This is a genomic window from Fluviicola sp. (genome assembly GCF_029266855.1).
In the GTDB taxonomy this organism is placed as follows: Bacteria; Bacteroidota; Bacteroidia; order Flavobacteriales_D; family Crocinitomicaceae; genus Fluviicola.
Map to the genome: position 1 here is coordinate 175,826 of NZ_JAQSWB010000002.1, position 17,806 is coordinate 193,631.

At 41.2% G+C, this 17,806-nt stretch carries 16 protein-coding genes; 3 read left to right on the plus strand and 13 right to left on the minus strand.

The genetic code is table 11. From position 1 onward, the window contains the following. The 7 genes from K0S23_RS06220 to K0S23_RS06250 all read right to left on the minus strand — a co-directional run bounded on the left by K0S23_RS06220 (position 1) and on the right by K0S23_RS06250 (position 10,044). Positions 1 to 483, minus strand: a complete 483-nt coding sequence (locus tag K0S23_RS06220) for a T9SS type A sorting domain-containing protein (protein ID WP_300355564.1) — start codon at positions 481 to 483, stop codon at positions 1 to 3. A gap of 257 nt (positions 484 to 740) precedes the next feature. Continuing rightward, a complete protein-coding gene (locus tag K0S23_RS06225; RefSeq protein WP_300355565.1) occupies positions 741 to 5,030 on the minus strand; it encodes an FG-GAP-like repeat-containing protein in 4,290 nt (1,429 codons plus the stop codon). A 330-nt stretch (positions 5,031 to 5,360) separates the two neighbouring features. After that, positions 5,361 to 5,810, minus strand: a complete 450-nt coding sequence (locus tag K0S23_RS06230; protein ID WP_300355566.1) for an Hsp20/alpha crystallin family protein — start codon at positions 5,808 to 5,810, stop codon at positions 5,361 to 5,363. 271 nt (positions 5,811 to 6,081) lie between these two features. Beyond that, the gene (locus K0S23_RS06235) at positions 6,082 to 7,446 is read right to left on the minus strand and encodes a T9SS type A sorting domain-containing protein (RefSeq protein WP_300355567.1); all 1,365 of its coding nucleotides are present in this window, start codon (positions 7,444 to 7,446) and stop codon (positions 6,082 to 6,084) included. Between the two features lie 14 nt (positions 7,447 to 7,460). Next, the gene (locus K0S23_RS06240) at positions 7,461 to 8,864 is read right to left on the minus strand and encodes a hypothetical protein (RefSeq protein WP_300355568.1); all 1,404 of its coding nucleotides are present in this window, start codon (positions 8,862 to 8,864) and stop codon (positions 7,461 to 7,463) included. A 211-nt stretch (positions 8,865 to 9,075) separates the two neighbouring features. Beyond that, a complete protein-coding gene (locus K0S23_RS06245; protein WP_300355569.1) occupies positions 9,076 to 9,483 on the minus strand; it encodes a hypothetical protein in 408 nt (135 codons plus the stop codon). Positions 9,484 to 9,852: 369 nt separating this feature from the next. Then, positions 9,853 to 10,044 (minus strand): DUF3606 domain-containing protein, encoded by a 192-nt coding sequence (locus K0S23_RS06250; protein ID WP_300355570.1) that lies wholly within the window; start codon positions 10,042 to 10,044, stop codon positions 9,853 to 9,855. Between the two features lie 202 nt (positions 10,045 to 10,246). Between K0S23_RS06250 and K0S23_RS06255 the strand changes: the two genes are divergently transcribed. Together K0S23_RS06255 and K0S23_RS06260 are read left to right on the plus strand one after the other, a co-directional pair. After that, on the plus strand, positions 10,247 to 10,579 hold the full coding sequence (locus tag K0S23_RS06255) for a hypothetical protein (protein WP_300355571.1): 333 nt from the start codon (positions 10,247 to 10,249) through the stop codon (positions 10,577 to 10,579). Positions 10,580 to 10,631: 52 nt separating this feature from the next. Beyond that, complete coding sequence (locus K0S23_RS06260; RefSeq protein WP_300355572.1) at positions 10,632 to 10,814, plus strand: DUF6496 domain-containing protein; 183 nt, start codon at positions 10,632 to 10,634, stop codon at positions 10,812 to 10,814. A 113-nt stretch (positions 10,815 to 10,927) separates the two neighbouring features. Here K0S23_RS06260 and K0S23_RS06265 read toward each other — a convergent pair whose 3' ends face one another. Next, on the minus strand, positions 10,928 to 12,184 hold the full coding sequence (locus K0S23_RS06265) for a nitrate/nitrite transporter (protein ID WP_300355573.1): 1,257 nt from the start codon (positions 12,182 to 12,184) through the stop codon (positions 10,928 to 10,930). Positions 12,185 to 12,358: 174 nt separating this feature from the next. Between K0S23_RS06265 and K0S23_RS06270 the strand changes: the two genes are divergently transcribed. Continuing rightward, positions 12,359 to 12,814, plus strand: a complete 456-nt coding sequence (locus K0S23_RS06270) for a YbjN domain-containing protein (protein ID WP_300355574.1) — start codon at positions 12,359 to 12,361, stop codon at positions 12,812 to 12,814. Positions 12,815 to 12,826: 12 nt separating this feature from the next. Here K0S23_RS06270 and K0S23_RS06275 read toward each other — a convergent pair whose 3' ends face one another. The 5 genes from K0S23_RS06275 to K0S23_RS06295 all read right to left on the minus strand — a co-directional run bounded on the left by K0S23_RS06275 (position 12,827) and on the right by K0S23_RS06295 (position 17,748). Further along, complete coding sequence (locus tag K0S23_RS06275) at positions 12,827 to 13,471, minus strand: response regulator transcription factor (protein WP_300355575.1); 645 nt, start codon at positions 13,469 to 13,471, stop codon at positions 12,827 to 12,829. Then, positions 13,452 to 14,222: a histidine kinase gene (locus K0S23_RS06280; protein WP_300355576.1), complete on the minus strand. Its 771-nt coding sequence runs from the start codon at positions 14,220 to 14,222 to the stop codon at positions 13,452 to 13,454. Before K0S23_RS06280 ends, K0S23_RS06275 begins: the two co-directional genes overlap by 20 nt. Continuing rightward, the gene (locus tag K0S23_RS06285) at positions 14,215 to 14,907 is read right to left on the minus strand and encodes a hypothetical protein (protein ID WP_300355577.1); all 693 of its coding nucleotides are present in this window, start codon (positions 14,905 to 14,907) and stop codon (positions 14,215 to 14,217) included. The genes K0S23_RS06280 and K0S23_RS06285 overlap by 8 nt, the downstream gene beginning before the upstream one ends. A gap of 1,303 nt (positions 14,908 to 16,210) precedes the next feature. Next, positions 16,211 to 16,918 (minus strand): hypothetical protein, encoded by a 708-nt coding sequence (locus K0S23_RS06290; RefSeq protein ID WP_300355578.1) that lies wholly within the window; start codon positions 16,916 to 16,918, stop codon positions 16,211 to 16,213. 134 nt (positions 16,919 to 17,052) lie between these two features. Then, positions 17,053 to 17,748 carry a hypothetical protein gene (locus K0S23_RS06295; RefSeq protein WP_300355579.1) on the minus strand — a complete coding sequence of 232 codons (696 nt, stop codon included), beginning with the start codon at positions 17,746 to 17,748 and terminating at the stop codon, positions 17,053 to 17,055. Between the last annotated feature and the right edge of the window lie 58 nt (positions 17,749 to 17,806).

The window sequence follows — 17,806 nt, forward strand, 5'->3', positions numbered from 1 at the left end:
TTAGTTTTTAATGATTTTGAATTCTTTTACTAACTGACCATTATCAGTTATTTTTAATAAATAAGAGGCCGGAGCTAAGCGGTCCATCGAAACGGTGGTTTCGTTTTGGATGATCTCTTTTTCCTGAACAAGTTTTCCCCCGATATCAAACAAGTGATACGAAAGTTTTCCCTGTGTGTGCTCACTTACCGAAATAGTCATTGATCCGCTGGTTGGATTTGGAAAAGCAAATAGTTCCAAAGTGATGTTCTGATCTTCTATTCCGGCTGTGGTGACGATTTCATAGGGTTGTTGAACTCCCTGGTTCACTTCTCCGCTTGTTCCGGAATTGGATGTGTAAGCAACCTGTCCGATGGTGTAGCTGCATGTTCCTCCGGTCCCGCTGGCTTCATTGCCTGCAGCCGCAACAGTTTCCTGTGCCTGCAGTCTGCCCGAGCCGGCGACAATGAGTAATACGGCAACAATTAGTTTTTTTTGATCCATACTTTTACATTCATTTGATTTATGTGATGAATAATGTGTTACGATTTAAGACGGACGGATAGTTTCGGAGTTGCATGGATTTTTATTACTAACGTTTTAATAATTTATCGTTGAATTTTTGATGCTATGAGATGATGGTAATGAATAAAAAAAGCGCAGGATTTGCTAATCCTGCGCTGCTATTCAATGACTTGTCACATAAAACTATTTAATAAAGCGCATTCAGAGACTTATCATGCGTTTTTAGGATTCAAATTTTATTGCTTATAAAACTTACCGGACTGGGTTAATGTCTTCAATAAGTAAATACCGGCAGGGAGCTGGGAAACGTCTATTTTTAGGCTATTTTTGCTGCTTTCAATGATTTTGGTCTGCGAACTGATTTCCTGTCCCTGACAATTATAGAGCAGGTAGGAGTCAGTTTCTGAACCTGCTGACTCAATACTTATTTCATTCATTGCAGGATTCGGATAAATGATTACCTGCCTGCCTGAGTAACCGTCAATAGTTATTGCTGCCAACTCCGAATAGGAAGTATGTCCATTAAAATCCACTTGTTTTAAGCGGTAATACGAAATCCCCGAATAGGGATTTTCGTCCAGTGAAGCGTAACTAATAAGCCCGGATGAATTTCCGCTTCCGTCCACTTTACTTATTTCTTCCCAATGATAGCCGTCTGTGGAACGGGTAACCACGAAATAATCATTATTTGTTTCGCTGGCGGTTTGCCACAGAATCACCACCTCTTTTTTGTCATTTAATTCGGCACTGAATGAAAGTAGGGTAACCGGCAGCGGCGTAGCGTTCATTCCCTGGGTGCCAAAATACAATTGCGGGTAAATCCACTGGCTGTAAACCTGTCCGTCTTGAGAAGTTGCCGGATCGTATTGGATACGGGCGCGTACTTTTGTCTGGAACCCGGGTTTTGTAATATCATTTGTTAATTGTGTTCCTGTAATTCCCAGGTTGCTGTAGTTGGTTTGCTTTGCCGTAAACAGTGTGCTTTTGGTGATGGTTGAAGAACTGGTGAAAGGTTGACCTTCTTTTTTAACTTCCCATACTAATTTTCCTTTGGTCCGCCCCTCTGGATTTTTAGCAAATAATCCGGCAGCAAACTGTACGGATAAAATGTTTGATTGCATGATAGGGGTAGTAGTACTTGTATTGTATAAAACCATATTCCTGCGGAGTCCGCCGCCTGCATTTCCTTTAAATGTAAACAAGGCTCCTTCCCCTGTCTGCACATTGGTATATGTGGTAGCTCCTACCAGGATATCACTGTAACCATCTCCGTTTATATCGCCAGCACTGGCAACGCTGATCCCAAAACTGGAGTTTGCCTGGTTGCTTTCAAGAAACGTGGATCCTGAAGTACTGATCCCGGAAGAAGATCCGTGATAAACAAAAACGACACCCTCATTTGTTTGACCGTTATCGTATTGATATGCCCCCACAACCACGTCACTATAACCGTCGCCATTTACATCACCGGCCCCGTGTACGCTGAAACCGAATAAAGAACTCGCTTGATTCGACTCCAGTGAGGTAGCCGGTGTGCTGTTGATCCCGCTTGCGGAACCGTGGAATACAAATGCTCCTCCCTCATCGGTTTCACCATTGTCATAATATTGTGCTCCTACGATAATATCGCTGTAACCATCTGCATTGACATCTCCTGCCGGGAATAAATTCCTGGCAAACCAGGCGCCTGCCGAATTCACTTCCAGCATGGTTGAATACGTGGTATTGATCCCGGCCACTGAACCGTGGTATACGAAAGCTGCTCCTTCATCGGTTTGCCCGTTGTCGTAATATTGTGCTCCTGCAATGATATCATCGTATCCGTCACCGTTTACATCGCCGGCCCCGGAAGAACGTCCAAGTTTAGCGCCGGCCTGGTTGCTTTCAAGAAGTGCGGTCGCAGTGGCAGCAATTCCTGTGGAAGACCCGTGATATACAAAAACAACTCCTTCATCTGTTTGTCCATTGTCGTATTGGAATGCTCCTACTACGATATCACTGTATCCGTCTCCGTTGATGTCTCCCGCGGAAGCAACACTATTTCCCATTAAGGCACTGGCCTGGTTGCATTCAAGCATTATTGCGGCGGTGGTATTCAACCCGGAAGAAGAGCCATGAAAAACAAAAGCTGCTCCTTCATCCGTTTGCCCGTTGTCATATTGATGAGCACTTATGATCGCATCCGAATATCCATCACCGTTTACATCACCGCAACTGGAAACACAATACCCAAAATTCGCACTTATCTGGTTAGATTCTAATATCGATGTAGCCGTTGAACTCAACCCGGACGAAGAACCTAAATATACAAAGGCAGCGCCTTCGTCAGTCTGTCCGTTGTCGTAGAGCCAGACACCGACAATTACATCGCTGTAACCGTCTGCATTCACATCCCCAATGCTGGAAACGGAAAAGCCCAATTGTGCATTTGCCTGGTTGCTTTCAGCAATTACGGCCACAGTTGTGCTCACACTGCTTGCAGAACCATGAAACAGGTATACGGTTCCTTCATCGGTTTGCCCGTTGTCATAATTATAAGCGCCTATTGCGATGTCGCTGTATCCGTCTCCGTTTACATCGCCCGCTCCCGAAACGCTGTAACCCAGATAAGCTGATGTCTGGTTACTCTCGATCGTAGAACCGGCTGTTGTGTTAATCCCGCCTGATGATCCGTGATATACAAATGCAGCACCTTCATCGGTCTGTCCGTTATCGTATAAATATGCCCCTGCAACGATATCACTGTAACCGTCTCCGTTTACATCACCGCCGCCTGAAACACTGCTGCCCATAAATGCCGAAGCTTGGTTGGATTCTATTGTTGCTGCAGCAGTGGAATTAATACCGCCTGATGAGCCATGGTAAACAACTACTGCTCCTTCATCCGTTTGTCCGTTATCGTATTGATATGCTCCAACGATGACATCGCTGTAACCATCTCCGTTGACGTCACCCGCACCCGATACGCTGAAACCAAACGAAGAGCTTACCTGGTTATTTTCCAGTGTGACAGCGGCTGTGGTATTGATTCCTCCTGAAGAGCCATGATAAATAAAAGCGCGACCTTCGTCTGTCTGTCCATTGTCGTATTGATAAGCACCTACAATCACATCGCTGTATCCGTCACCATTCACATCACCGGCTCCTGATACACTGAAGCCCATAAATGCGCCTGCCTGGTTACTTTCGATCGTGCTTGTTGCCGCAGTGTTCACTCCACCCGAAGAACCATGAAATACAAAGATCCTTCCTTCATCAGTTTCCCCATTCGTACAGGTATGCGCTCCAATAATCACATCGCTGTATCCATCCGCATTTACATCACCTGCTACGGATACGCTTCTTCCGAAATTGGCGGAGGCAACATTGCCTTCCAACACAGATGAAGCCGTACTGCTGATTCCCGTTAATGAACCATGATAAACAAAGGCAGCACCTTCGTCGCTTTGACCGTTATCGTATTGTCTTGCTCCAACGATTACATCGTTATAACCATCTCCGTTTACATCACCGGCATTTGAAACACTGGTGCCAAAAAAAGCATTTGCCTGATTGCTTTCCAAAGTGGTGATTGCGCTTGTACCGATACCACCGGAAGACCCGTGGTAAATAAAGGCAGCACCTTCGTCAGTTTGTCCGTTATCGTATTGGTGAGCACCTACGATCACGTCACTGTAACCATCTCCATTCACATCACCGGCACCGGAAACACTGTAGCCCAAGCCTGCAGAAGCCTGATTGCTTTCCAATGCGGTATTCGCATTGGTGGGACTCCCACTTGCAACAATAGGATCTATCGTAACAGGATAGGATGCATTTTCTGCGTCAACGACCAAAGCAAGCTCCTGTCCATTAATTTCTATATGTGCGTTTAAGGTTCTTTTTTCTGCGTCCCACACTTTTAAGTCCGAATAGGTAAGTGTTTGATTTTCGTTGCTAAATTCCACTGAAGCAGACGATATTGGTTTTACAGTGACCCCTTTAACTTGTAAGGATATGCTTAGTGTTTTACTTCCTGCCGGGGCACTTTCCACAATAAAGTTCTGTCTTACTCCTTCCGTATTGTTGATGTATTGTTCGGTAAAACCTTCGTGCTTATATTCTATCACATTGTTGTTATGCGCAACTCCTGCCTGTTCCTGTGGAGCAGCGATCAGTTTGTCGTCCGCATATACACCGATTGTTTTTAATGTTGCCTGCCAGTTGTGATTTAAGCTATCTTTCCTGTTTTGAAGTTCCAGTTTACCGGGTGAATAATAACTCCGGATATTTTGACTACGATTGGGACTTTGAAAAAGTTTCTTTTCAGTATCGTAAGTTATAAAGTACTCTCTCTCCGAAAGGTCTTTTTGAATGGCAGCATACCAGTCACCGGAAATGTCTGTCTTTATCTTTGAGTCCGGAACTTGAATATCGGAAAAAGAGTCGACAGTTTGTTTCTCAGCTTTCGCATTTTTGATGTTTATTGTAAAATACCCCACAGCAAGGATACAAACCAAAAACGAGACAATTAAATTACTTTTCATCTATTTAGATTAAATGGCATCCACCATCTTTTTTAGTGGAATGATTCCAATTTTAACTCGTTAGGTTTGATAAATAAACAGGCCCCGAAGGGAAAAATAGCGTGCAAACTTAAAAAATTCATTAAAATAATTGTCAGTTAATTTTGCTTTTCCTTGATGTTGAAGCTATGTCAAATCAACCTTTTCCTGGAATGATGGCTTGAATAAAATGGGGTAAAGGAATTGTTGGGAAGCTGTTTTTGTCTTATTCTCAGTGGAATAGTGTTTTGATAATAATAAAAAAGCCGGTATTAAGCCGGCTTTTTTTTATAGTCTAAGATGAATGTCAACTTATGATATTTCAATCATCTTTGGCGCTTGCTTTTTCGCTTCCTCTTTTTTAGGAATTGTCAGACACAACAGTCCGTTTTCATAGCGGGCGTTGATGTTCTCCTGGTCGACCACATCCTTAGGAAGCTGAAAACTTCTCTGGAAGGACTGATAGCTGAACTCTCTGCGTGTATAACGATCTTCGGTTTCCTCGCTGCTTTGCTGTTTTGAAGAAGAGATCGTTAACAGGTTGCCGTCGAGCGTGATCTGAAAGTCCTTTTTGTCCATGCCCGGAGCCGCAACCTCGACTTCAAAATTGTCGCCTGTCTCGCGGATGTTTACTGACGGCATGGTAGTACTTGTTGACGAATAATTGTTGTTTCCCCAGTTAAAAAGTTCGCGGCCAAAAAAATCGTCGAACAGCGGGGAAAATGCGGGAAATCTGTTCCCATTTCTTTTTGCTGGATTCATAACCTACTTTTTTAAGTTAAACAATATTATAAAGAACATAAGGCAATAGCCTTGTAATGAGATCTGTACAAATAAAATGCCACTCCGGATTAACTGATATTTTTTCAGGATTTGTGACAAAATTTCTGGTTTCATGAAATTTTTGCAGGATTTACAATGCTAAAATGACCTGCAAAATAAGAACAAGCAAGAAAAAATTGTTTGAATCCGGACACAAAAAAATAGGCCATCTTGGAGACGGCCTATGTATCTCGGTTCTTCTTTTTTTCGATCAGTTGCGTGAAATAACGACCTTTTCATGAAAGGTTCCTCTTGCGGTATCTATCCGGATAAAATAAACTCCGTTCGGCATTTCGTTGAAATCTATTTGTTGAAGCTGAAGGTCAACCGGAGTTCCGATCACTTTTCCTTCCGGGTTCATTACGGTTATTCCTGTCACTTTTGCTTCCGTAAGAATGTTTACGATACGCTTTGCAGGATTAGGGTAAACGCTGACGCTGTTTTCCGGAAACGAGCAATTCTCGAGATAATCGATATCATGAATAATCGTTTGACCGTTATTGTCGGTTTGAGATAAACGATAATACATGCTTCTCCCCGGGTTTGAGGCATCGATCCAGGAATAATTCGTCAGCGTTGTTGTAGTTCCCTCACCGTTAACTGTTGCTACGGCCTTCCAATCTGCGGCATCAAGACTGCTTTCGATTGTGAAAAAATCATTATTAAATTCACTGTCAGTACTCCAGCGGAGAACAACCTCTTCGTTTTCACATGTTGCGGAAAAAGCTAAAAGTTCTACCGGTAAAGGATTGGATGAACTAATAGATGCAAGGGTGAAAGGACCGAAGTCTGTAACCGCAGCGCCCGAGACAACTGTTCCGGAAGCAGTGGTTCCTGTTGTACCCCCATTTCCTTTATCGGTCCATTGTGTACCGTCCCAGCGAGCAACACGCAGATCACTTAGAATAGTGACCCCGCAGCTGCGCGTATCCCAGCTCAGGGTTGTTGCTGCATTCGAAGTACCCGTTGTCCGATCGAGCATCCAGTATTCACAATCTGACACATGGTGCAGCGTTGGTTCCAGGCTTGAAGTGCTGTAAAGCGCATTCGGTGATGTCTGGAAATATTCGGCTCTGAACTGGTCCGTGATAACTCCGGGTGCAGAAATAGCAATCGGTGCGTAAACCACGTTTTTCCCAACCGGGAAAACAAAGGCGGTATTTCCTGTTTTCACTGCCGGACCCGAAACAAAACTGTTGTTGCTGGTACCCGTAACAGCTGATGTAGCTGTCAGTGTCAATATGTTTGTCGTTGTCGTATTCAGGTATCCGTCCGTAAAGGTCAACAATCCGCGAACGTTCAGTGCCTGGGCAAGTGTAACTCCTGTTGCATTGGTATTGTTCAGCCGCAGGTTGTTTAATGTGGTGACTGAGCTTCCGCCGAAGGTTTGCAGGTTAGAACCCGCAAGCGTAACGAGCGTCCCCGAATCGGAAATGGTTCCGTTGTTGGTAACGTCGCCGTATATGGTCACATTTGCCCCGGTGAATGTCCGGAGATTCCCCGAATTCGTTAGTTGCGCCCGGATTTCCAGAGAGCCGGTGAACAATACAAAACCGATAATAATGAACTTTTTCATAATAACTCGGGTTTTTATTGGATCGAAAGGTTTAGCGTCTGAACGGTAATATCAGTTATAGCCGTTTGATTCGCTACCCAAACTTCAATGTAGTCACCAGGTGCAAGCGATACACGACAGGAGATCGGCAATGACACCTGGTCTGTGCTGTTTACCACTTTAATATCTTGCCGGGATTCCGGGATAATAACTCCGTTCTTCGCAATATAGAATGAGAAAAATCGGTTACTGTTCGGCTGAGAAATACTCATTGCACCTGATACAAAGAACGAACGCGTTTTACTTCCACCATAGGTAAGCCGGTTATTTACAGGACTGGTCATCCGGAACAGACTCGTTGAAGTTGTTGTGCCCAGAACTTTTACAGGAGTATTCATGGTGGTAAATGTTGTTGCAGTTGGGGTGCTGATATAGATGTTCCCACCTGCGACATCATCTTTCTGAGTATTCAAACCATTGGCTTCGACCTCCCATGCGTTGGAGAAGGATCCGGTTACGTAAGTTCCTGTTCCCACAAACATGATCACTTTGGCAGCTCCTGCGTTGAGACTGGTAATTCCACTAATGTGAAGTGCAGTTGCGGTGTTTGCTGAACTTGTCAGGCGGTCACCACCAAGAATCTGGATCACGTTAAAAGTACCGATAAAGCGTTCGTAAATATTGGAGTTAGAGATATCCCAAAGGGTATTGTTTAACACCACGTTATTATCATTCTGAAAAGTGATCCCGTTTGTGTTTACAAAATAGGCCGTTGTTGCGAAGAAAACAGTTCCGCCCACTCCTGCGATTGTTCCGATACTGTTACAACCGAGGAAAAAACAGTTCTGTACGACCAGATTCTGATTGGCGCCCAATGCGTCTATATTGAAAACGCTTCCTGCGTTTGCTGTTATTGAAAGAAAACGGAGGTTTCCTGTTGTGTTACCTGAAAACATCGCGCCTCCCCCGGTATAGATAAGTTTATCGTTCGCGGAATCCTCACCCTTTATGGTACAGCCATTCAGGGCGATAGAGTTCGTTAGAATAATTGTCCCGTTGATCTCGTATTCAACCCCGGCAGTAAGGGTGATCACACCGGCTACGGGAGCAGGAAAATCTGCAGCTGATCTTACACGTACATAATTATCGCGTGCACTGCTCAGTAGGATCCATCTGGTTGAATTCCAGTAATAAAAGCCGTCAGGAAGTGTTCCTCCATCACTGTACACAACTGTTCCTTCCGCAATTGCTGCAGTCATCGGAGCAGAGCTTGTAAGACTGTTCAGAGGAACTCGTGGAGGCAAAAACCCCTTGTTGGTGCTTTCCAATTCAAGCATGGAATTGGCGTTAATCGTATTCGGATTATCACCGATCTTCACCTGGGCTGTCAGGTTTGTTATACCGGCAGCAATAGTAATTAAAAGAAATAGTTTTTTCATAACTCTTATTTATGATTCATTTTAAACACTCTTTCCCTGGTTACCCAAGACAATACGCAGTAGTTATGAAGTGATATAGTATTGAATAGTAAGTTACAATAAGTAATCGGAACTTCCAAATATTAACAGGTAGTTAATTTTTTCATATTATTTGTATATAAAAAAGCCCCGTCTCCTTTGGAGACAGGGCTATATGCTGGCCAATAATTTCCTAAGACACTTCTTGATCTTCCGGAGGTACGTCTGCCGGTGGATTAGTATTGGCCTTTTGTATCTCTTCAACCTGTTGTACAAATTCCGACACTTTCTGATCGGTATAAACACCGTAAGCATCAGTAAGTGTACCTTTTTCACCTGTACTGGTTTCAATTACATAAAGAATTGCATTGTCAGAGGGATCAGATTCTCCTTCAAAACGGTAAAAATTAATGATCTTTACCTGGGCAGGTTCGAATACCTCATGAGTTTCAAGTGATTCCAGCCCGTTCTTCAATGCTTTGAACTGTGTGGAATAACCCTCCCGCGATAGTTTGATTGTGGTTGAAGACAGCGTTTTCATCGAATCGTGATCGCTTCCTTCTCCTTTATCAGGTCTGTCCTTGAATTCCTCTGTTTCCATCCTTTATGATTTAATTAACACTCTATTTTCCTTATTCTCTCTTACCCTCATTCTGATTTTTAGAGAGCTGTCCTTCTAATTTAAGACATTCAATGCTGGGGAAAAAACGATATAAGATCATTTAAGATAATTTGGCGACTCATATTTAGGCTGAAAAGATTTTTACCTTGACCGTATTAAAACAGGAATCCATGATCCGATGGTGAGTATTTGAGCAATGGTGTCGATGAGGTAAACTTTACTTATAACGTCGTTTAAACTATAGTACAGATCAATTCCCATAAGTCCTACCGCGGAACTTATCGAAAGGCAAGTAACTGCCGAAGAGTTTTCCCTGTTAAACAGTTCGACTATGAATGCTGCTGCTGTCTACTTAAACATATTATCAGCGTCGAGATGTTTTCTGAACGTTTCGGCAGAATTTCCAACTTCCCGGACAGCTTCTTTAAATTCTGATTCTGTACAACCAAATTTTCTTGTCCAATAAGCAATTTTTCTCTCTTCGTTTAAATTGATCCGGTTTCTGTCCTGAATTCCGCGATCCTCTAAATTGTCTGCCATAATTCGTTTATATTAGGGAATACATGACCATTATCTTCGATAATTAATCTGGGCAAAGTTCTCTAAATCAGTTAAAAGGGATGTTACATGCAAATACTGTAAATGTTACATAATTCACACCCAGTAGAAGGTTGCAATCTCCATTTGTTGCAAATGTTTTGGATTTTTGGTTTTGGTAAAAATGACTCTTATATTTCAGAATATGGAATTTGAAGTAAATGCGGTACAGTGGATAGGGATCTGTCTGATGGTTGTCGGTTTAATGCTGAATACAGCCATTTTTATATTTTCTTATTATAAGATCGTTGCTGTTATTCATCAGCAGCAGGAAGACAACGAGAAAGAACACGAAAAGAAAAGTTTCCCGGTGATCCGGTTTATCTTTCGGTTCAGAAAAGTGCTCAAGGAGATCTCGGAAGGTGAAAAAGGCGAGAATTTTGAACTGATTATTGCTTTTTTGAAATGGACCTTATTACTGGCAGTAGTTATGATCATTCTTGGTTTACTGCTGTTCTTGGTCGGACTCTTATTTTAACATCCCGAAGTCCTAACATCCTAATATCATAACATCTTAAAATCTTACAGTTATGGCAAAATATGGGGAAAAGGCTGGCGAGAAAGTGGAAAAAGCCATGCATGAAATGAAAGAAGGCAAGTTGAAAACAGGCTCAGGGAAAAAAGTAACAAGCAAAAAACAGGCAGTAGCTATCGGACTCTCCGAAGCCCGCAAAGAGGGCGGGAAAGTTCCGAAAAAGAAAGATAAATCCTGAACGGAAATTATTATTGGTTTATAATGGATCATCAGGTCCTTGTGTTCTTCGTGTGCTTTGCAGTCGAACTATACTGCAAAGTGCACAAAGAGCATGAAGAAAATTGAGAACACCTATTTTTCTTTGTACAGCTTGTAATAAGAAAAAGCCGCCACTCCTCCTATAAGTGAAAACACTCCAAGCATCCAAAAGACGTGTTGATACCCGGCTATTCCTTTCGTATCATCCAATAAAAATCCCATAACCGGCCCGGCAAAAATATCGGGGGTGAAACCAATAAGAGAAATCAGGCCAACTGCCGTTCCCGTTAGCTCCAAAGGAATCCGTCCTTTTCCCATCACTGCAAAATACAAACAGCGCGCTGCATAAACTCCGCAGGCAACAATTAAAATAGAGATCAGGAACAGGGCAGGAGCGGAAGCTGTAACCAATCCGAAGGCAAATAGCAGCGATCCCGAGAATGTAATGACAAAACTCACAAACAATAAAGCAGTAGTTTGCCAGCGGTCAGCCAGTAGCCCGATAATGATCCCCACGATCGGTCGGATAAACAGCAGGAAAGTACCTGTTTTGGCAGATTGCACCTGGTCGTAATGCATCACATCCTGTGCATACAAGGAAAAGATGTCTGTGATTTTGTATCCGACATAAGCACAAAGGATGATGGTCATAAGCAGCCAAACCGAAGGCAGCTTTAAGACTGCGCGAATTTGTGAAAAGGTGATTTTGTCGACTTTCAGTTCCGCTTCCGCTTTGGGATCCAGTTTCATGAAAAGCCATACCAGGATTCCCACAAGAATAACAATAACAGAAGAGATCAGGATGACTTGTTTAAATGCGGTTTTACTTTCGTGGATCGTTGCCTGTGAAATCTCAGAAGTAAGGAAGAGTGAAAAAACAAGTACGCCCATCGTAGCGAATAAAGCTCCGACCAATCCGCGCCCGCCATCTAAAAAACCAAAAGCTTTCCCCTGGGAAGTGGATCCGCCCCAGGCACGGGTAGCCTTGATCATCGGTGCCCAGAACAGGAAGATCGTTGTAAATCCCCAGTAACCGTAAAGAATTTTCAGAAGGGTGAAATTCGGGAATGCTGCGTAAACAAAACCACCGAGCGCTGTCATCCATAAGGCTATGGCAATTAATTTCCTCGGGGCAAATTTGTCGGCCAGCGGACCTCCGGAAATATATGAGAACAAAGCAACAATGCCGTAAATCGAAAAGCAGACCCCGAGTTGAAAGTTGTCCAGGTCAAAAGCTTCCAATACGATAGGGCGAAAGACACGTGAAAGCACAAAGGGAAGAATGAAAACCGATTCACCTGCAAGGATAAGCAGCAACAGAAAATACCAGGGAGCCTTTTTCGGGTTCATTGTTTTCGCAATTGGATACTAAACATACATATAAACAATTGAAAATTGAAAAAATTAAGACTCAAGATAAAAGCCTTAGGCGGATTCCAGCATTTAGTCTTAAAATCTTAATGTCTTAATGTCCTGATATCTTCAAGTCTTGACACAAAAAACTTTTTTTATTATTTTTCCGGGATGAATTTGGACGCAGTATCTTTTTTAATTGAGCAGAGTCTTGCTGAATTAGGAGTGGATCCGGGATTATGCCGAGCTGATAAACCCGGACAATGGAATTTAACCTATAAAGGTTCAACAGTGTGGATTGATGTATTCAACTTTCCGCAAAACCCCGAGAAGTATTATTTCCAGGTGATGAGCCCCTTAACGCGTATCCCTGATCGCAACCAGGAAGCTTTTTTCAAGAACCTGCTGGAGATCAATCACACGATGTATGGATCCTGGACAAGTTTAAAAAGTGACTGGTCCTACGTGCTTTCTTTACGTGAGGCCGATAACCTGGATAAAAGTGAGATCGACGCAACGTTGGATCGCGTGGCTTTTTATTCCTCGGATTATTTTGGTAAACTGACTTTTAAATTTGAAGGCAGCTGGGATCCGAAACCAACGGATAAGCCGGTGAATTTTAATTAAATGACAAAGCAGTTACTCAATTACAAACAGGCCGTTTTTTACTGCATACACTACTAATCCGGCAGCATTTTTCGCGCCTGTTTTGACAATTAAACTTCTGCGGTGATTATTAATGGTGAGAGGGGAAACAAACAGGTTAAAAGCAATTTCTTCCGTGGAAAATTCGCGGCAGATCATTTGAAGCACTTCAATCTCTCTTGAAGTCAGCTTATTGGCTTTTTCAATAAAGGTGTGCTCTCTTCGGACAAGTTCTTTTAAGAAGGGAGTGCGGAGTGCTGATGCATAATATTCTTCTCCCCTGGTAACGGTTTCAATTGCGGAAATCACTTCTTTGACCGATGAATCCTTGGTCAGGTAACCATTGGCCCCGAGGTCGTAGGCCTGTATCATTTGTTTCAGTTGATTATGCATGGTCAGCATGATTACCGGGACGGATGAAAAGGTGCTTTGCCGCAACGCTTTCAAACATTCCAGCCCGTTCATTTCAGGCATTTCCACATCCATTAAAACAACATCGATTCCATTTACTGGAATCAGTGCAAGTGCATCTTTTCCGTTGGAAGCCTCCACTATTTCAAAATCCGGGTTCGACTGTTTTAGTAGTAGGTGCACTCCTTCGCGGAATACAAAATGATCATCAACGATTAGTATTTTCATAATTGATTTTTTGAAGTGGGATCATGATCTGTAAATTCATGCCGGATGCACTTGGAAGTTCGTTCCATAGCTGCCTGCCCCCTATAATTTCAATGCGCTTGGTAATGTTTTGTACTCCCAGCCCAAGGGTAACCAATTTCATCTGAAATCCTTTCCCGTTATCCTGGTAACTTAAGAATAAATAATCGCTCGTTTTTTCTATTTTGATAGCGACCTGCGTAGCATGGGCATGACGAACGGTGTTGACGAGCAGCTCCTGGAAAACTCGTATCAGTGAAGTTCCCTTAACGGGGTCAATTACAGGGAAATTATCCGGCATGGAAAGTATAATGTCGATATTCCCGAATTCATTGATAAAGGCGATCTGTTCCCGGAGCACGGTTTGGAATGACTTGGCAGAGTTGACTTCAGATGAGATCATATGTGCAATATTCCTGCATTGATGAATAGCTTCCTGCACCTGTCTTTGCATTTTTACCAATAACTCTTTTTGCTCGGAAGCCTGGGTTTGTTCCACCAGGAAACCGATTTGCATTTGAGTAATGGAAAGCATTGGTCCCAGGTTGTCATGCACTTCCCTGGAAATAGTTGCCCGTTCCCGTTCCTGTGCAGTAATAATGGATTCGATGGCATTCGCCTCATTTTTTCGTAACTGCCTGTAAAGTCTCGTCATCACATAATAGATCCCGATTCCAAAAATAACGATGAGCAAGGTTACAACAATCAATATGACGAAAATGATATTATCCACGGCGTAATTTGATGATTTCAGAGGTGAAAATAATTGCTAAAACACTATAAAATAGGAAAATATTGAAAAGGTGAATATGAAAGAATAGTTTATATGAATATACATTCATTATCATCTCCTGCCAATGGAAGGTCGTGACAATGGTGGCGATAAGTGAATAAATCAAAAAGCTTAAATTGATTTTTAATTGAAACCTAAAATCGTCCGATTTCGGAGTGAGAAGTAAATCAGTTAACTGCAGCAGAAAAGCCAGGAAGAAAAAGCTGAAAATGATTAGGCTTGAACTACTGGGGAGAATGCATCGCGGGTGATAATACCCGCCGTAAATAAGATGTACGACTAAAATGCTGTATAGAATGAAATAGGTATATCGCTTCCAGGCCATCTGTGTATTGATAGATAGGAAGCCGAACAAGAAAGGAGTTGATAAAGTGTAATAGATACTGAATACAAAGCTGTTGTAAATGTAATGTCTTGCAAGATATAATGAAACACATTCAGAAAGGAGGACCAGAATTAAGTAGATCAATAGAAAAGAAACTCCGGAACTAAAGTTGTTTAAGGGTGACTCTCTTTTCCATGGTTCGGGAAGTTTGTCAATGGATCTGCGTAACTGAAACAACAGCGTTCCTGCCAAAATGATTTCCACACTGATCACTGATAAATAAATTATATCAAATAACATGTCTTTTTGAGTCACTATCCGTCTAAAAGTAAGCAGATCTTAAATATGTTTTTATTTTGATCTAAAATAACTCATACAAACCGCAAGATGTATTGTTTCATCTTACGGCTGTTGAGTGGTGATAAGGTGGTGGATAAAGCTATAAATAGGATTGTTATATAAATTTCCTTGTTGTACCAGATCAAAAGTATAGATGTTTAAAAAAAAACAAATGCTTAGTTCTAAGCATTTTTTAGGAAAAAAACCTGCTAATAAGCGATTCTTTATTAGACTCCTTTCCTGCGATACAATTTGATGATTTCAGAGGTGAATACGCACCCGAATGAAAAATAAAACAGGATCATGTTTCCTATCTGAAGAAGGAAAATAAAAGGGTGATTGATTATATGATCTGACGTAATATCTGACCAGTGAAATGACGTAAGAATATTACCTATAAGCGGAAAGATTAAAAAGACCAGGCAGATTTTTAGTTTAAACGTAAAGTAATCTGTTTTAGGGTTAATCAGCAAATCAGTTAAGTGCAACAGGCCGGCCAAGAAGAAAACGGTGTTTAATATGATGTATGTGGCAGTAGGATGACTGGAAAGTGGATGAAAATATCCGCCTTGAATCAGGTGCCCTACCAGAATCGCATACAATACCACATAACCGTACCGTTTCCACCGGGTTTGTGTATGTATAAATAAAAAACTGAACAAAAGTAAAGTCGCAATACTAAAATAGGTGCTGAACACATACGCGTTGGGAATACGATGTCTGGCAAAATAACTTGTGATGAGTTCGTTTAAAAGAGCAAAGAATAAAAAGATTATAAAAAAAGAAATGCTTTGGCTGAAATTTTTAAAGGGTGCGGATTTTCTCCATCCTTCTGTTAATCTGGCTGTAGATTTGCGCAACATTATCAGGTAGATACCGGAAGAAATGATCCCGAAAGTTATTGCCAATAGATATAAAATAGATACTAACACGCTCTTTTTCTGATATTAAAGTTTCAATCTTTTTAAAGTATAAATCAATCAGATATGCTTTTCGAATAATATGGTTTCCTGCAGGCTCTAAAAATAGACTTTTGTATATAATTTAAGTAAATCATTGTGATTAAATCCCTGACAGATTCAATTTAACCGCAAGATGTACGAAACTTCCTGCGGTTTTTTAGAATGATTTGGTGTTAGATAAATGGGGTGAATATGTTAATCCCGATCTTAATCTTTAGAGAATTCAAAATTAGAGGAATCCAAATAAATAAATATGGTTAGAACTAAGCATATTTTAGAAAAAAGGGATTGAGGTTGTTTTTTTATCTCACGTGCCCGCGACGCAATTTGATAATTTCTGAAGTGAATACGCATGCAAATGAAAAATAAAACAGGAACATATTTCCAAGTTGAAGCATGAAGAGAAAAGGGAAATTAATCACATGGTCTGAAGTCATATCGGACCAGTGAAAGGAGGTGAGAATGTCGGCCATAAGACCGAAGACCAAAATGATCAGGCAGATTTTTAGTTTAAACTTGAAATGATCTGTCTTTGGATGAATCAGTAGATCAGTTAAATGCAATAGTGCGGCTAGGAAAAATATACTGTTCAATAATAGGGAAGCGGTGGTGGTGTGACTGGAAAGCGGGTGGTAATATCCCCCATTTATCAGGTACCCGATAAGAATGGAATACAATATAATATACCCGATTTGTCTCCAGCGGGCTTGCGTGTTGATAAATAAGAAACCGAATATCAGGAAGGTCGCCGTAGTGAAAAAGATGCTTAATACATAACCGTTTGGGGTATTGCTCCGGGAGAGATAACTTGTAATGAACTCGTTGAAAAAGGCAAGTACCAGAAAGATCACTAAGAACAGAATACTTAACTTGAAATTTCTCATGGAAGCGGATCTTCTCCAGCCTTCCGGTAATCTGGCTGTGGATTTACGCAACATAATCAGAAACAGAATGGAAGTAATAATTCCCAACGCGATTACTGACAGAAATAGTATGGATACAATTAACACGTTTATTTTTTTTGATACATGGTTTTAATCATTGGTTTCTTTTCCGCTTTAAAAGTAGCCTTTTTGGGTCGGATAAATCAATAGACATAGTTCTAAGCGAATTTTACTTAAATTGGATTATTGCATCCTTCATATTATTTGCGACGTAATTTCAGAATCTCACTGATGAATATAAGTGCAAGTGAGAAATAAAATAACATCATATTAATAAACTGAATCTGGAAGTAAATTTCAAACCAGTTCTCGTTTCCGTCAAGTGACCATTGAAAGGAAGTTGCAATACTTGCAATTAACATGTTTATCGAAAAACTCAGATTTATTTTCAATTGAAGTTTAAAATAATCTGATTTTGGATTAAGAAGCAGATCCGTTAAATGTAAAAGTGCAGCTATGAAATAAATACTGTAAATCAGTAATGCTGATGTGCCCGGAAGTATACACTTTGGATGGTAATATCCTCCGTTAATCAGATATGCAATGATAATAATATAGAGCAGGAGATAGGTGTATTGCTTCCAAACCGTTTGTGTATGCTTATATAGAAAACCGAATAAAAATACACTGCTTATTGTGAAATCGAAACTGAAAATAAAACTGTTGTAAATATGTTGTTTTGCAAGATATTGAGAAACAAATTCAGTAGTAAGATTACATAACAAGAAAATGGTTAAGAAAGAAATACTGAGAGTGAGGTTTCTTAGTGAGAAGGAATTTCTCCACGCTACCGGTAATTTTTTATCGGATTTTATGAGCTCGAATCTCAATATAATTGAGGAAACGATTGCTGTACCGATCAATAAAAAATAAAAAACACTTTGAAATAGCAGCATAGTGATATTTGGCAATAAAAATACAATTCCATCGAAGGAGTAGGTTCAAAAGAATTGA

What these genes read in the sequence shown, in the direction of transcription:
- K0S23_RS06220 (WP_300355564.1), bottom strand. Translation starts at nt 483, where the DNA reads ATGGATCAAAAAAAACTAATTGTTGCCGTATTACTCATTGTCGCCGGC.
- K0S23_RS06225 (WP_300355565.1), bottom strand. Translation starts at nt 5,030, where the DNA reads ATGAAAAGTAATTTAATTGTCTCGTTTTTGGTTTGTATCCTTGCTGTG.
- K0S23_RS06230 (WP_300355566.1), bottom strand. Translation starts at nt 5,810, where the DNA reads ATGAATCCAGCAAAAAGAAATGGGAACAGATTTCCCGCATTTTCCCCG.
- K0S23_RS06235 (WP_300355567.1), bottom strand. Translation starts at nt 7,446, where the DNA reads ATGAAAAAGTTCATTATTATCGGTTTTGTATTGTTCACCGGCTCTCTG.
- K0S23_RS06240 (WP_300355568.1), bottom strand. Translation starts at nt 8,864, where the DNA reads ATGAAAAAACTATTTCTTTTAATTACTATTGCTGCCGGTATAACAAAC.
- K0S23_RS06245 (WP_300355569.1), bottom strand. Translation starts at nt 9,483, where the DNA reads ATGGAAACAGAGGAATTCAAGGACAGACCTGATAAAGGAGAAGGAAGC.
- K0S23_RS06250 (WP_300355570.1), bottom strand. Translation starts at nt 10,044, where the DNA reads ATGGCAGACAATTTAGAGGATCGCGGAATTCAGGACAGAAACCGGATC.
- K0S23_RS06255 (WP_300355571.1), top strand. Translation starts at nt 10,247, where the DNA reads ATGGAATTTGAAGTAAATGCGGTACAGTGGATAGGGATCTGTCTGATG.
- K0S23_RS06260 (WP_300355572.1), top strand. Translation starts at nt 10,632, where the DNA reads ATGGCAAAATATGGGGAAAAGGCTGGCGAGAAAGTGGAAAAAGCCATG.
- K0S23_RS06265 (WP_300355573.1), bottom strand. Translation starts at nt 12,184, where the DNA reads ATGAACCCGAAAAAGGCTCCCTGGTATTTTCTGTTGCTGCTTATCCTT.
- K0S23_RS06270 (WP_300355574.1), top strand. Translation starts at nt 12,359, where the DNA reads ATGAATTTGGACGCAGTATCTTTTTTAATTGAGCAGAGTCTTGCTGAA.
- K0S23_RS06275 (WP_300355575.1), bottom strand. Translation starts at nt 13,471, where the DNA reads ATGAAAATACTAATCGTTGATGATCATTTTGTATTCCGCGAAGGAGTG.
- K0S23_RS06285 (WP_300355577.1), bottom strand. Translation starts at nt 14,907, where the DNA reads ATGTTATTTGATATAATTTATTTATCAGTGATCAGTGTGGAAATCATT.
- K0S23_RS06295 (WP_300355579.1), bottom strand. Translation starts at nt 17,748, where the DNA reads ATGCTGCTATTTCAAAGTGTTTTTTATTTTTTATTGATCGGTACAGCA.